Annotated in this window: 12 protein-coding genes; 8 read left to right on the plus strand and 4 right to left on the minus strand. The window is 71.8% G+C overall.

Annotation, left to right across the window (positions count from 1 at the left end):
• Positions 1–50 precede the first annotated feature (50 nt).
• Together ACFV6E_RS19505 and ACFV6E_RS19510 are read right to left on the minus strand one after the other, a co-directional pair.
• Positions 51–1,607 carry a sensor histidine kinase gene (locus ACFV6E_RS19505; protein ID WP_385463015.1) on the minus strand — a complete coding sequence of 519 codons (1,557 nt, stop codon included), beginning with the start codon at positions 1,605–1,607 and terminating at the stop codon, positions 51–53.
• 65 nt (positions 1,608–1,672) lie between these two features.
• On the minus strand, positions 1,673–2,329 hold the full coding sequence (locus ACFV6E_RS19510; RefSeq protein WP_385162624.1) for a response regulator transcription factor: 657 nt from the start codon (positions 2,327–2,329) through the stop codon (positions 1,673–1,675).
• A 117-nt stretch (positions 2,330–2,446) separates the two neighbouring features.
• Between ACFV6E_RS19510 and ACFV6E_RS19515 the strand changes: the two genes are divergently transcribed.
• A complete protein-coding gene (locus ACFV6E_RS19515) occupies positions 2,447–3,088 on the plus strand; it encodes a hypothetical protein (protein ID WP_385463017.1) in 642 nt (213 codons plus the stop codon).
• Positions 3,089–3,261: 173 nt separating this feature from the next.
• Here ACFV6E_RS19515 and ACFV6E_RS19520 read toward each other — a convergent pair whose 3' ends face one another.
• Positions 3,262–4,701, minus strand: coding sequence for a gamma-aminobutyraldehyde dehydrogenase (locus ACFV6E_RS19520; RefSeq protein ID WP_385162621.1), 1,440 nt, complete (start codon positions 4,699–4,701; stop codon positions 3,262–3,264).
• Positions 4,702–4,939: 238 nt separating this feature from the next.
• Between ACFV6E_RS19520 and ACFV6E_RS19525 the strand changes: the two genes are divergently transcribed.
• The 7 genes from ACFV6E_RS19525 (at position 4,940) to ACFV6E_RS19555 (ending at position 11,738) form a co-directional block, all read left to right on the plus strand.
• Positions 4,940–5,458 (plus strand): Lrp/AsnC family transcriptional regulator, encoded by a 519-nt coding sequence (locus ACFV6E_RS19525; protein ID WP_385162620.1) that lies wholly within the window; start codon positions 4,940–4,942, stop codon positions 5,456–5,458.
• Entirely contained in the window at positions 5,443–6,825 is a 1,383-nt protein-coding gene (locus ACFV6E_RS19530) for an aspartate aminotransferase family protein (RefSeq protein WP_385162618.1), read from the plus strand. The genes ACFV6E_RS19525 and ACFV6E_RS19530 overlap by 16 nt, the downstream gene beginning before the upstream one ends.
• Positions 6,826–7,101: 276 nt before the next feature.
• Positions 7,102–7,839 (plus strand): ABC transporter ATP-binding protein, encoded by a 738-nt coding sequence (locus ACFV6E_RS19535; protein ID WP_385162616.1) that lies wholly within the window; start codon positions 7,102–7,104, stop codon positions 7,837–7,839.
• Positions 7,821–8,975 (plus strand): hypothetical protein, encoded by a 1,155-nt coding sequence (locus ACFV6E_RS19540; protein WP_385463019.1) that lies wholly within the window; start codon positions 7,821–7,823, stop codon positions 8,973–8,975. The genes ACFV6E_RS19535 and ACFV6E_RS19540 overlap by 19 nt, the downstream gene beginning before the upstream one ends.
• Before the next feature lie 93 nt (positions 8,976–9,068).
• Complete coding sequence (locus ACFV6E_RS19545) at positions 9,069–9,476, plus strand: VOC family protein (protein WP_385463022.1); 408 nt, start codon at positions 9,069–9,071, stop codon at positions 9,474–9,476.
• 282 nt (positions 9,477–9,758) lie between these two features.
• Positions 9,759–10,880: an LOG family protein gene (locus tag ACFV6E_RS19550; RefSeq protein WP_385463025.1), complete on the plus strand. Its 1,122-nt coding sequence runs from the start codon at positions 9,759–9,761 to the stop codon at positions 10,878–10,880.
• A 183-nt stretch (positions 10,881–11,063) separates the two neighbouring features.
• The gene (locus ACFV6E_RS19555; RefSeq protein WP_385162608.1) at positions 11,064–11,738 is read left to right on the plus strand and encodes an LAETG motif-containing sortase-dependent surface protein; all 675 of its coding nucleotides are present in this window, start codon (positions 11,064–11,066) and stop codon (positions 11,736–11,738) included.
• 332 nt (positions 11,739–12,070) lie between these two features.
• Here ACFV6E_RS19555 and ACFV6E_RS19560 read toward each other — a convergent pair whose 3' ends face one another.
• Positions 12,071–13,090 (minus strand): ABC transporter ATP-binding protein, encoded by a 1,020-nt coding sequence (locus ACFV6E_RS19560; RefSeq protein ID WP_385463028.1) that lies wholly within the window; start codon positions 13,088–13,090, stop codon positions 12,071–12,073.
• Positions 13,091–13,136 lie beyond the last annotated feature (46 nt).

Below are 13,136 nucleotides of genomic sequence, written 5' to 3' on the forward strand. Positions count from 1 at the left end.
ATCGCACAGATCGCACGGATCGCACGGATCGCACGGACGGACCTTACGGATCATTCCGCCGAGGGGCTCGCGGAGGGCAGGCTCACCTCCACCGTCAGTCCGCCCTGCGGGCGCGGCCGGGCGACCACCCGGCCGCCGTGGGCGGCGGCGACGGCGGCCACGATGGACAGACCGAGACCGAGACCGGTGCGCGACCGCACCCGTTCCGCGCCCAGCCGCTGGAAGGGCCGGAACAGCTCCGGCGCCCGCTCGGGCGGGATCACCGGACCGCTGTTGGTGAACCGCAGCGCCGCGTGCCCCTGGTGCACTCCGGTCCACACACTCACCCAGCCCTCCGGGACGTTGTGCCGTACGGCGTTGTCGACGAGGTTGGCGACCAGCCGCTCGATGAGCTGCGGATCGCCCCGCACGGGGGCCGGTTCGAGCCGAGCCTCGACGCGTGGCCGGCCGACTGCCGCCTGCGCCGCGCGCTCGCGCCCCACATCCGCCGCGACCTGCGCCACTTGGCCGCGCCCCGCGCCCGACTCCGCCCCCGCTGCTTGCCCCCGCCCCACACCCACCCCCGTCGACCCCACCGGATCGCGCCCCACACCCGCCGCCACCCACGCCACTTCGCCGCGCCCCGCGCCCGACTCCGCCCCCGCTGCTTGCCCCCGCCCCACACCCACCCCCGTCGACCCCACCGGATCGCACCCCACACCCGCCTCCACCCGCGCCGCCCGGTCGTTCCCCTCACCCGACTCCGCCTGGGCCACCCGATCGCTCCCCACACCCACCCCCGTCAGCCCCGCCGCCGCCCGGCCGCTCCCCGCACCCGTCGCCCCCTCGTACCCCGTCTCCACCAGTCGCTCGCGGACCACCTCCGCCAGGTCCATCCGCTCGCGTCGCTGGATGCCGCCCTGTCCGCGGGCCAGCGTCAGCAGGGCCTCGATGAGCCGTTCCTGTTCCCGGCCCGCGGCGCGGACCCGCAGGCAGGCCGCGCGCAGCGACTCGGCCGAGGCGCCGGGGTCGGCGAGCGCGACGTCCACGATCGCCTGCTGGAGGGTCAGCGGGGTGCGCAGCTCGTGCGAGGCGTTGGCGACGAACCGCCGCTGCGCCTCGAACGCGTCCTCGAGCCGCGCCAGTACGCCGTCGAAGGTGTCCGCCATCGCCTTCAGCTCGTCGTCGGGCCCCGGTACCGCGAGCCGCCGTCCGAGGTTGTCCGCGGAGATCCGCCGGGCCGCCGCGGTCATGGTGCGCAGCGGCGCCAGGACGCGGCCCGCCATCAGCCAGCCCAGGGCGACGGACGCGCACGTCATGACGGCCAGCGCGACGGCGGAGCCGATCAGCAGCCGGTGGAGCTGGTCGGCGCGCAGGGCCTCGGCGTACATCGTGAGCTGCGGCGGGTCGGGCCCGGTGGCCGGGAGCCCGGCCTCCCCCGCCCGCACGCTGCCGCTCACGCTCGCCGACGGCCCGGACCGCGTCGCCAGGAAGTAGGTGAAGCCCAGCAGCGCCGTCCCCGCCACCATGAACAGCGCGCTGTAGAGCAGCGTCAGCCGCATACGGATGCTGCGCGGCGCGAGCAGAACGGCCCAGCGCGCCCCCGCCCCCGGCCCCCTCACAGCCACGCCCCCACCCTCAGCTCTCTCACGGCCACGCCCCTCCCCCGGCCCTGCGATTCCCTCCGGCCGCCTCACCGGATCCGGTACCCGGCCCGGTCCACCGTCTCGATCAGCGGTGGCTCGCCCAGCTTGCGGCGCAGGCGGCTCACCGTGACCTTGACGGTCTGGCTGAAGGGGTCGGCCGCCTCGTCCCAGGCGCGTTCGAGCAGTTCCTCGGTGGACACCGCGGCGCCCTGCGCGGCCAGCAGGAGTTCGAGCACGGCGAACTCCTTCGGGCTCAGCGCCAGGTCCGCGCCGCGGCGGGTCGCCTGCCGCCTGGCCGGGTCGAGCCGCAGCTCACCGCGGACCAGCACCGGCGGCAGCGCGGGCTGCGCGCGACGCGCCAGCGCCCGTATGCGGGCGACGAGTTCGACGAAGGCGAACGGCTTCGGGAGATAGTCGTCCGCGCCGAGCCCGAGCCCGGCGACCCGGTCGGCGACCGTGCCGGACGCGGTGAGCATCAGCACCCGGGCGCGGCTGCCCCCGGCGGCCAGCGCCCGGCACACCTGGTCCCCGTGGACGCCGGGCAGATCCCGGTCGAGGACGACGACGTCGTACCCGTTGACCTCGGCGCGCTCCATCGCCGTGGGTCCGTCCAGCGCGAGGTCGACGGCCATGCCCTCGCGGCGCAGTCCGGCGGCCACGGTCTCGGCGAGCTCTTCGTGGTCCTCGACCACCAGCACACGCATGCCGGTCAGTGTGGCGGGCCGGCGGTTACACCGGGATAAGCGCCGCCGTTCCCGTGCCGTAACCGCCCCGGCGCTTGTCTGGAGCCCACCACCCCGCAGACGACATCGGGAGGAACGATGAACGCTCTGGCCACCCGGCCCCGGCGGCTCGCCCTGGCCTGCGCCCTCGTCGCGTCCGTCACGCTCACCACGGCCGGCGCGTCGGCGGCCACGGCGACCGGCGCGGCACCGAGGACGCACGCCGCGTCGGGCACGTACACCGCGTCCGGCACGTCGGACGACCGCACCGCCGGAAAGCTCGGCAAGCACGAGAAGCCCGGCAAGCCCCCGGCGGCGATCGCGTACAAGCCCACCGCGCACGCGCCCGGTGACGTGAACGCCGCCAACCGCAGGTTCGCCGCGTGCATGCGCGAGCAGGGCCAGAAGTACTTCCCCGACTTCCACGCGTCGAAGGACGAGAACGGGGCGATCCGCCTGGAGGTGAAGGTGATCGGCGGCAAGGGCTTCGACCCCACCGCGGACGCCTACCAGGACGCCCTGGACGCGTGCGCGCCGATCATGGAGAAGGCCGGGATCACGTTCCCGGACGGCCCGGACGGCCTCCCGCCGCTGCCGGAAAAACCGGGGAAGCCGGGGAAGTCGGGGACGTCGGGGACGTCGGGCAAGGGCGAGTGGCACTCCAAGCAGCGCCTCGACGAGTCCGGAGAGCCGGGCGAGCCGGACGCCCCCACCCTGACGACCACCGCCGAGAACACCTGACGGTCGCCGTCAGGAACCCCTGACCGCCGCCACCGCACCCACCCGACCACCGCCGGAACAGGGGAACGCCGGTGCCCCGGACGGATCGACTTCCGTCCGGGGCACCGGCGTTGAGAGCTCCCCTGTCAGGCGTCGTCCCCGTCAGGAGTCATCCCCGTCAGGAGTCGTCCCCGTCAGGCGTCGAGCGAAGTCATCACGTGCTTGACGCGCGTGTAGTCGTCGAAGCCGTACGCCGACAGATCCTTGCCGTAGCCGGACTTCTTGAAGCCGCCGTGCGGCATCTCGGCGACCAGCGGGATGTGGGTGTTGATCCACACGCAGCCGAAGTCGAGGACCTTGGACATCCGCATGGCGCGGGAGTGGTCCTTGGTCCACACGGAGGACGCGAGGGCGTACTCGACGCCGTTGGCGTACTCCACCGCCTGGGCCTCGTCGGTGAAGGACTGCACGGTGATGACGGGCCCGAAGACCTCGTTCTGGATGATCTCGTCGTCCTGCTTCAGGCCCGAGACGACGGTCGGGGCGTAGAAGTAGCCCTGCTCGCCGACCCGGTGGCCGCCGGCCTCGACCTTGGCGTGGGCGGGCAGCCGCTCGACGAAGCCGGACACCTGCCCCAGCTGGCTGGGGTTGTTGAGCGGCCCGTAGAGGACGTCCTCGTCGTCGGGCTGTCCCGTCTTCGTCTCGGCGGCGGCCTTGGCGAGCGCCTGTACGAACTCGTCGTGGATGGACTCCTGGACGAGGACGCGGGTGGCGGCCGTACAGTCCTGGCCCGCGTTGAAGAAGCCCGCGACGGAGATGTCCTCGACGGCCTTGGCGATGTCGGTGTCCTCGAAGACGACGACGGGGGCCTTGCCGCCCAGTTCGAGGTGGACGCGCTTGAGGTCCTTCGAGGCGGACTCGGCGACCTGCATGCCGGCGCGCACGGAGCCGGTGATGGAGGCCATCGCCGGAGTGGAGTGCTCGACCATGAGGCGGCCGGTGTCACGGTCGCCGCACACGACGTTGAAAACGCCCTTGGGGACGACGGAACCGATGATCTCGGCGATCAGGACGGTGGAGGCGGGCGTGGTGTCCGAGGGCTTGAGGACGACGGTGTTGCCGGCCGCGAGCGCGGGGGCGAACTTCCACACCGCCATCATCATCGGGTAGTTCCACGGCGCGACCTGCGCGCAGACCCCGATGGGCTCGCGGCGGACGATCGAGGTCAGACCCTCCATGTACTCGCCGGCCGAGCGCCCCTCCAGCATCCGCGCCGCGCCCGCGAAGAAGCGGATCTGGTCGACCATCGGCGGGATCTCCTCGGACCGCGTGAGCCCGATCGGCTTGCCGGTGTTCTCCACCTCGGCCGCGATCAGTTCCTCGGCCCGCTCCTCGAAGGCGTCCGCGATCTTCAGCAGGGCCTTCTGCCGCTCGGCCGGGGTCTGGTCCCGCCAGGCCGGGAAGGCCGCGGCGGCGGCCGCCATCGCGGCGTCGACGTCCGCCTGCCCGGACAGCGGCGCGGTCGCGTACGCCTCTCCGGTCGCGGGATTGACCACCTCGGTGGTCCGTCCGTCGGCGGCGTCCCGGAACTCACCATCGATGTAGTTGCGCAGACGACGCAGCTCGGTGCTCACTGCCGGCCCTCCTGTCAGGGGTGTCGGGTGTGTTGTCGGATGTGCTGTCGGATGTGCTGTCGGATGTGCTGTCGGATGTGTCGGGGTGTCCACTCACTGAGACAGCGAGACACCCACCCTAATCGGGTGGCCGACGTTTTCAACACCCCCGATTGCTCGATACCTGCGAAATCCGCAAGCAACGCGACCGTAAACAACGAATTTCATCGCTACGGCCTTGCGGAACTGTCGAGACGTCGTGCACAGTGAGGCCGTGGCCAGTCGAAGCGCAGACCCCAGGGACTCCCGCGAGTCCAGGAACGGCGGAAACCCCCAGTTGGACGCCGTCTCCCTCGCCATCATCGAGCAGCTCCAGCAGGACGGACGCCGCCCGTACGCCGCCATCGGCAAGGCCGTCGGCCTCTCCGAGGCGGCCGTGCGCCAGCGGGTGCAGAAGCTGCTCGACCAGGGCGTGATGCAGATCGTCGCCGTCACGGACCCGCTCACCGTGGGCTTCCGCCGGCAGGCGATGGTCGGCATCAACGCCGAGGGCGATCTCGACCCGGTGGCCGAGGCGCTGACCGCCATGCCGGAGGTCGAGTACGTGGTGATGACCGCGGGCTCGTTCGACATCCTCGCCGAGATCGTCTGCGAGGACGACGACCACCTGCTGGACGTCATCAACAAACGCATCCGGGCCCTGCCCGGCGTGCGCTCCACCGAGAGCTTCGTCTATCTGAAGCTCAAGAAGCAGACCTACATGTGGGGAACCCGATAGCCGTGACCGCCAAGGACCTCAGCAAGACCGCGTACGACCACCTGTGGATGCACTTCACCCGCATGTCCTCGTACGAGAACGCGCCCGTGCCCACCATCGTGCGGGGTGAGGGCACCTACATCTACGACGACAAGGGCAAGCGCTACCTCGACGGTCTGGCGGGCCTGTTCGTGGTCCAGGCGGGCCACGGCCGCGCCGAGCTGGCCGAGACGGCCGCGAAGCAGGCGCAGCAGCTCGCCTTCTTCCCGGTGTGGTCCTACGCCCACCCCAAGGCCGTGGAGCTGGCCGAGCGCCTGGCCCACCACGCCCCGGGCGACCTGAACAAGGTCTTCTTCACGACCGGCGGCGGCGAGGCGGTCGAGACCGCGTGGAAGCTGGCCAAGCAGTACTGGAAGCTGCGCGGGCAGCACACCAAGTACAAGGTCATCTCGCGCGCGGTCGCCTATCACGGCACCCCGCAGGGCGCGCTGTCCATCACGGGCCTGCCGGCGTTGAAGGCCCCGTTCGAGCCCTTGGTCCCCGGCGCCCACAAGGTCCCGAACACCAACATCTACCGGGCGCCGATCCACGGCGACGACCCGGAGGCGTTCGGCCGCTGGGCCGCCGACCAGATCGAGCAGCAGATCCTCTTCGAGGGCCCGGAGACGGTGGCGGCGGTCTTCCTGGAGCCGGTGCAGAACGCGGGCGGCTGCTTCCCGCCCCCGCCCGGCTACTTCCAGCGCGTCCGCGAGATCTGCGACCAGTACGACGTGCTCCTCGTCTCCGACGAGGTGATCTGCGCCTTCGGCCGCCTGGGCACGATGTTCGCCTGCGACAAGTTCGGCTACGTACCGGACATGATCACCTGCGCCAAGGGCATGACCTCGGGCTACTCCCCGATAGGCGCGTGCATCGTCTCGGACCGCATCGCCGAGCCGTTCTACCAGGGCGACAACACCTTCCTGCACGGCTACACCTTCGGCGGCCACCCGGTCTCCGCGGCGGTGGGCCTGGCGAACCTGGACCTGTTCGAGCGCGAGGGCCTGAACCAGCACGTGCTGGACAACGAGAGCGCGTTCCTCACCACCCTCCAGAAGCTGCACGACCTGCCGATAGTCGGCGACGTACGGGGCAACGGCTTCTTCTACGGCATCGAACTGGTCAAGGACAAGGCGACCAAGGAGACGTTCACCGACGAGGAGTCCGAGCGGATCCTCTACGGCTTCGTCTCCAAGAAACTCTTCGAGTACGGCCTGTACTGCCGTGCCGACGACCGCGGGGACCCGGTCATCCAGCTCTCCCCGCCGCTGATCTCCGACCAGTCCACCTTCGACGAGATCGAGGGAATCGTCCGCCAGGTCCTGACGGAGGCGTGGACGAAGCTCTGACCGGGGCGCGGAAGGAGCACTGACCGGCGTGGTGTGGGCCGATCGGCTCAGCTCCCGCCCCGTGCGCGTCCTCCCGCTTCCGCAATCCGATCAGCTGATCAGCACCGGCCCCGGAACCGCCCGTTCGAGTGAGAATGGGCGGTCCGGGGCCGCGTACTGTCCGGCGTCCCGCCCCCGACTCCCTAGCGTGCCAGTGACCGATCGGCGCCTGCTTCGTTCCCCCGTCCGGGGGATCAGGGAAGCACGGCACAGCAGATCTGAACCGAGGTGTACGCGATGGTGGCCCCGCCGGACAACGACGTGCTCTGGGCACGCTCCCTGCACGTCAAGCACAACGGCTCGCCCGCGCTCAGCGGTGTCTCGCTCGATGTCCGGGAGGCCGAGATCCTCGCCGTCGGAGGCCCGCGCGGCAGCGGCAAGACGACGCTGCTGCGCTGCCTCTCGGGACAGCTCGTGCCGCAGCAGGGCGAGGTCTGGTTCGGCAGCACCCCCGTCCACTCCATGGGCTCGTTCGCCCGCGAACGGCTGCGCCGCGACCGCTTCGGCTGGATCGACCCCGCCCCCGCCCTCGTACCGGAGCTGACCGCCTGGGAGAACGCCGCGCTGCCGCTGATGCTGTGCGGCACCCGGCGCCGTTCCGCCAAGGCGCTGGCCCTGGAGTGGCTCGGGCACCTGGACATCGGCGGCTGCGCCCGCAAGCGCCCGCACGCCCTGCTCCAGGCGGAACGCCAGCGTGTGGCCATCGCCCGCGCCCTGGTCTCCCACCCGACGGTCCTGTTCGCCGACGAACCGACGGCCCCCCTGCACCGCGCCGACCGCATCCAGGTGCTGCGCACCCTGACCTCGGCGGCCCGCAGCCACGGCATCACGGTCGTGCTGGCCACCCACGACACGGACACCGCGGCCCTCGCCGACCGCACGGTCTCGCTGCTGGACGGACGGCACGTGGAGACCGTCCATCTGCCCCCGGTCGCCGAGACGGAAGGCCGGGCCGCGTGCTCGCTCTCCGCCTAGCCCGCCGGGGACAGCCCCTGGTCCAGCTCCGCAGGCTCCTGGTCGCCGCGGCGTCCGCGGGCACCGGCTTCCTGCTGCTGTGCACGCTCGGGTACGCCCTGGCGCACCCCGAGGCATCGGCCACGTCCGCGCTCCGGCTGGCCTGGTGCGTCGTACCGCTGGCCGCCACCGTGTACTTCGCGGCGGCGGTCGCCCGTACCGACCCCGCGACCCGCCCCCGTGCCGGCCTGACGGCGGTCGGCCTCGGCCCCGGCGGCCTGCTGGCCCTCTCGGTCATGACCACCGCGCTGTCGACCGTCCTCGGCTCACTGACCGCGCTGCTCGCCTTCTTCCACCTGCGCGGCAACCTGACGGCCCTGCCGCTGAACGGCACGGCGGCGGGCTTCCTGGCCGCGGACCGCCCCCTGCCGCTCCCCGCGACCCTGACCCTGCTGGCCCTGACCCCGATCACCGCCTCGGCGGCCACCGCACTGACCCTGCACGCCCGGTACGGGGAGCCCCGACGCGGCAGCCGCCCCGCCACGGAGCCCGCCCCCGACCCAGAGCCCTCCACACCGTCCGGCCTCCCCTGGGGCGCGGCACTGCTGGCCGCGGGCCTGGCCGTGGAGGCGTACGGGAGCCGTTCCGGCCGTACCCCCACACTGTCCGGCGGCACGGCCGGAGCACTCGCCGGCTGGGCACTCACCGCGATCGGCCTCGCCATGGCGGGACCGGCGATCACCTACGCCTGCGGCCGGCTGCTCCAGGCCGCACGCCCCGGCGCACTGCGGCTGCTGGCGGGACGCGTGCTCCAGACGGAGGCCCGGCGCATCGGCCGGCCGCTCGGCGTGGTCTGCGCGGTGGCGTCGGGCACGTACGCGATGGCGGCACTGTACGCGGGCACGCGCCCCACGTTCGGACCGCTCACCACCATCGGCGTACTGGTCGTGGCGGGCTGTGCCGTACTGACCCTGCTGACCGCCGCCGTAGAGGCCAGACAGGAGCGGGCGGACACCACGGCGGCCCTGCTGCGCCTGGGAGCACCGGCGTCGGCCCTGCGCAACGCGGCGGCCCTGCGCACAGCCGCACTGCTGACCGTCTTCACCCCCCTGACATGGCTGGTGGCCGCCCTGGCGGCACTCCCGCTGACCACCTGAACGCAACGCGCGAACAAATTCGGCCGGGACCGATGAGTTCTCACAGTCCCCCGGGTCTGTCCCCCGAACGGCATCACACCGACGGGAGAGACCATGTACCAGCAGATGATCTTCGTGAACCTTCCGGTGAACGACGTGGCCACCACGAGGAAGTTCTTCACGGAGCTCGGCTACACGATCAACCCCCAGTTCTCGACCGACGACTGCGCCTGCGTGGTGATCAGCGACACGATCATCGCGATGATGCTGAGCAAGCAGCACTACGCGAACTTCACCAAGAAGCGGATCGCGGACGCCGCCACCACCAGCGAGGTGCTGCTCTGCCTGAGCGCCGAGAGCCGCGAGAAGGTCGACGAACTGGTCGACCGGGCGATCTCGGCGGGCGGCTCCGCCACCGGCGAGACCCAGGACCAGGGCTTCATGTACGGCCGGGCCTTCGACGACCCGAACGGCCACACCTGGGAGGTCATGTGGATGGACCCGGCAGCGATCCGGAGCTGACCACCTCACGGGCGCGCGGCACGGGGGTCCGCGCACCCGCCACCGAACGCACCCCGGCCACCCACGGCCCGCGGCCGGGCACGCGCGGAAGGGGCCGTGCCGGTACATCAGATGCCCGTCGATTGCGTGGTCGTCATGAAGGGCGCCCTGCTGACGAGGCCGGGCGACCGCGCAATCGACGGGCGGATGTACCGGCGCGGCCCCGACCCACGGACGCACGGCGCCGCACCACGACGGGCCGTGAGAACACGACGGACACGGGCCACCCCTAGCATCAGCCGAATGCACCCGATACCGCAGCCCCCCACCGCATCCCACGACCACGAGATCGAATCGCTCGCAGAGTTCGACGAGGTACTGGCAGAGCACGGCACCCTGGCCCAGTACCGCCTACAGGCACTGGACCTGACACCCCGCACGGAGGCGCTGCTCAACGCGGACTGCGAAGGCGCCGTCTTCCTCGGCTGCCTGATGACCCCGGAGGCGGCAACGCACGTCCGCGCCACCGGCGCCCTCGTCTTCCCACCCGTACCGAACCTGCCCTTCAACCCGTACCGGGGCCACACGTACACCCCCCAGGAGCTCTTCGCCGACCTGGACAGGGGCTACGAGGCGACACCGGACGCCGGCACGTACGCCTGGTTCGAGCGCACCAAGACGGACGGCGACATCTTCACGTCGATGCTCCGCTCGGTCCACGACGACTCGGTCTCCGACGCCCTGGACGAACTCCTCACCGGCGCCCAGGTGGTCGGCATCATGGGCGGCCACGCGATGGAACGCGGCACTCAGGCGTACGAGGGCGCCGCCCGCCTCGGCCGCGCACTCGCCCGCGACGGACTCACGGTCGCCACGGGCGGCGGCCCGGGCGCGATGGAGGCGGCCAACCTCGGCGCCTACGCGTCCCCCTGCGACGACGAGATGCTCACCGAAGCACTCCGGATCCTCGCGAAGGCCCCGTCGTTCCGCCCCTCGGTGACGGACTGGGCGAGAACCGCCTTCGACGTCCGCGGCCGCTGGCCCGAGGGCGGCACCTCGGTAGCCATCCCGACCTGGTTCTACGGGCACGAGCCGCCGAACGCCTTCGCCGCGCACATCGCCAAGTATTTCGCCAACGCCACCCGCGAGGACGGCCTGCTGGCCCGCTGCAACGCCGGTGTCGTCTTCCTGCCGGGCGCCGCCGGAACCGTACAGGAGATCTTCGACAACGCGACCCCGAACTACTACGAGTCGCGCGGCGAACCCACCCCGATGGTGCTGGTGGACCGCGCTCACTGGACGGACCGCCACCCCACCTGGCCCCTGCTCCGGTCACTGGCCAAGGACCGTTCCATGGAGTCGAAGATCACTCTCGTGGACCGTATCGAAGACGCTCCGGCGGCGCTCAAACGCCTGCGCGGTTAATGACAGCGTAAAGCCAACGCCCGTACGGCGCTTACGGATTGACAGCGCTCACGCGGCACTTATAAACCTGTGAGGCTCCTGGGGACTTCGTTTTCCGGCGGAGCACCCAACCCCCCGCAGTTGCACATCCCGTGAAGGGCAATCGTGTCCATATCTCGTCCATCCCGCCGTACCGCACGTTCCATGCGCATCCTCGGTGTCGCCTCCGCCACGGCCGCGCTCGCGCTGGGCGCCGCGGGCAACGCACTGGCCTGCAACATCCGTGACTTCTCCGCCGTCGCAGCCTGCGACGACAACGGGAAGGGCACCATCACCGTCACCGACGTCGACGCCTCGGGTGTCGTGGCCACCGTCTCGGTCTACCTCGAGTCGAACGGCTCCGACGCGAAGAAGGTCGGGGAGGAGACGGTCAAGGGCACCAAGCAGGGCGCCACCGTGACCTTCTCCGAGGACTGGGCCCCGAAGGCCCAGTACCGCATCCACATCAAGGCGGGGAACCAGGTCGACGAGGACATCTCGCCGAACCTGACCGCCCCGTCCGAGGCGTGCACGTCCGAGGAGACGGAGACTCCGAAGCCGTCGGAGACCCCGCAGCCCTCGGACACCCCGTCCTCGTCCGCCACCCCGTCGGAGGCGCAGCCGTCCGCGCCGGAGTCGGAGAGCACGGCGCCCGCCGGTTCGACCGGGTCCACCGGGGACAATTCCCCGTCCCCCGCGGTCGGTGACTCGAACCTGGCGGAGACCGGCGCCAGCTCCAACACCGGCATGATCGCCGGAATCGCCGGCGCGTTCGTCGTGGTGGGCGGCGGCGCCGTCTACTTCGGCATGCGCCGCCGCGGCGCGTCGAAGACGGGCTGACACAGCACCGCCGGAGCCTGCCGCACCGCGTGGAACCGGGGCCGGGAACTCACCTCCCGGCCCCGGCCGACAGGTTGCCGCCCCGGCCGTCACCCGAAGGCCGTCCGCACACTTCCGGCGAAGTCGGACCAACCGAGACGGACGGCGTCACGCACCCACCGAAAGCACCGCGCAACGCCACGCACCCCACCGAAAACACCCCGCAGCGCCACGCACCCCACCGAAAACACCGCGCAACGCCACTCACCCGCCGAAAGCACAGCGCAGCGCCACTCACCCACGAGAGCACAGCGCAACGCCACGCACCCACCGAAAACACCCCGCAGCGCCACTCACCCGCCAAGAACAACCGTCTCGGCCGCGTCGAACGACACCCCGACCTCCGCCCCCACCGCGGGCGCGTCCCGCAACCCGCAAGCCGCCTCGATAGCGGGCGCCCCCTCCGGCTGAAGCCGCAAGGCGACATGCGTCCCCCGGAAGGTACGCGCGGCCACCGCGCAGCGCAGCCCGTCGGCCGGAGCGACCAGCCGCACCCCGGCGGGCCGGACGAGCACCGTACCGGCCCCCTGGACCGCCCCGTCCGGCACCGGCACCTTGCCCCACGGCGTGTCCGCGACCGCGCCGCTCACCGTCGCCCCGACCACGTTGTCGAAGCCGAGGAACCGCGCCACGAACTCGTCCGCCGGCCGCTCCCAGACCTCCAGCGGCGTACCGGACTGGGCGATACGCCCGTCGCGCATCACCACGACCCGGTCGGCGAGCGCGAACGCCTCGCCCTGGTCGTGCGTGACGGCGAGCACGGTCGTACCCAACTCGCCGAAGAGCTGGCGCAGTTCGATGACCAGCCGCTCCCGCAGCGACCGGTCGAGCTGGCCCAGCGGTTCGTCCAGCATCAGCAGCCGGGGCCGGGGCGCGAGGGCGCGGGCGAGCGCCACCCGCTGCTGCTCTCCGCCGGAGAGCGCGGCGACGGCCCTGGACCGGGCCCCCGGCAGCCCGACGAGCTCCAGCAACTCATTTACCCGCGCGCCCTGTTCCCCCTTCGCGGCACCGTGCATACGCAGCCCGAAGGCGACGTTGCCGCCCACGTCGCGCTGCGGGAAGAGCTGATGGTCCTGGAACATGAGCCCCACGCCACGCCTGTGCGCGGGTACGGCGGCCTGGTCGCGCCCGTCGAGCAGCACCCGCCCGGAGTCCAGCGCCTGAAGCCCCGCCACGGCCCGCAGCAGCGTCGACTTGCCGCTGCCGCTGGGCCCGAGCACGCACACGATCTCGTGGGACGCGACGTCCAGGGACACACCGTCGAGCACGGGCCGCCCGCCGAAGCGCACGGTCGCGGCATCGAGCCGCAACAACGCACCCGCACCGCCCCGCCCGTCCAGCCCACCGCCCCGCTCATCC

This window comes from Streptomyces sp. NPDC059785, assembly GCF_042732375.1.
GTDB lineage: Bacteria > Actinomycetota > Actinomycetes > Streptomycetales > Streptomycetaceae > Streptomyces.

Excerpts from the sequence above, each read along its gene's own strand:
- ACFV6E_RS19510 (WP_385162624.1), bottom strand. The coding sequence starts at position 2,329 with ATGCGTGTGCTGGTGGTCGAGGACCACGAAGAGCTCGCCGAGACCGTG.
- ACFV6E_RS19515 (WP_385463017.1), top strand. The coding sequence starts at position 2,447 with ATGAACGCTCTGGCCACCCGGCCCCGGCGGCTCGCCCTGGCCTGCGCC.
- ACFV6E_RS19535 (WP_385162616.1), top strand. The coding sequence starts at position 7,102 with ATGGTGGCCCCGCCGGACAACGACGTGCTCTGGGCACGCTCCCTGCAC.
- ACFV6E_RS19545 (WP_385463022.1), top strand. The coding sequence starts at position 9,069 with ATGTACCAGCAGATGATCTTCGTGAACCTTCCGGTGAACGACGTGGCC.
- ACFV6E_RS19550 (WP_385463025.1), top strand. The coding sequence starts at position 9,759 with ATGCACCCGATACCGCAGCCCCCCACCGCATCCCACGACCACGAGATC.
- ACFV6E_RS19555 (WP_385162608.1), top strand. The coding sequence starts at position 11,064 with ATGCGCATCCTCGGTGTCGCCTCCGCCACGGCCGCGCTCGCGCTGGGC.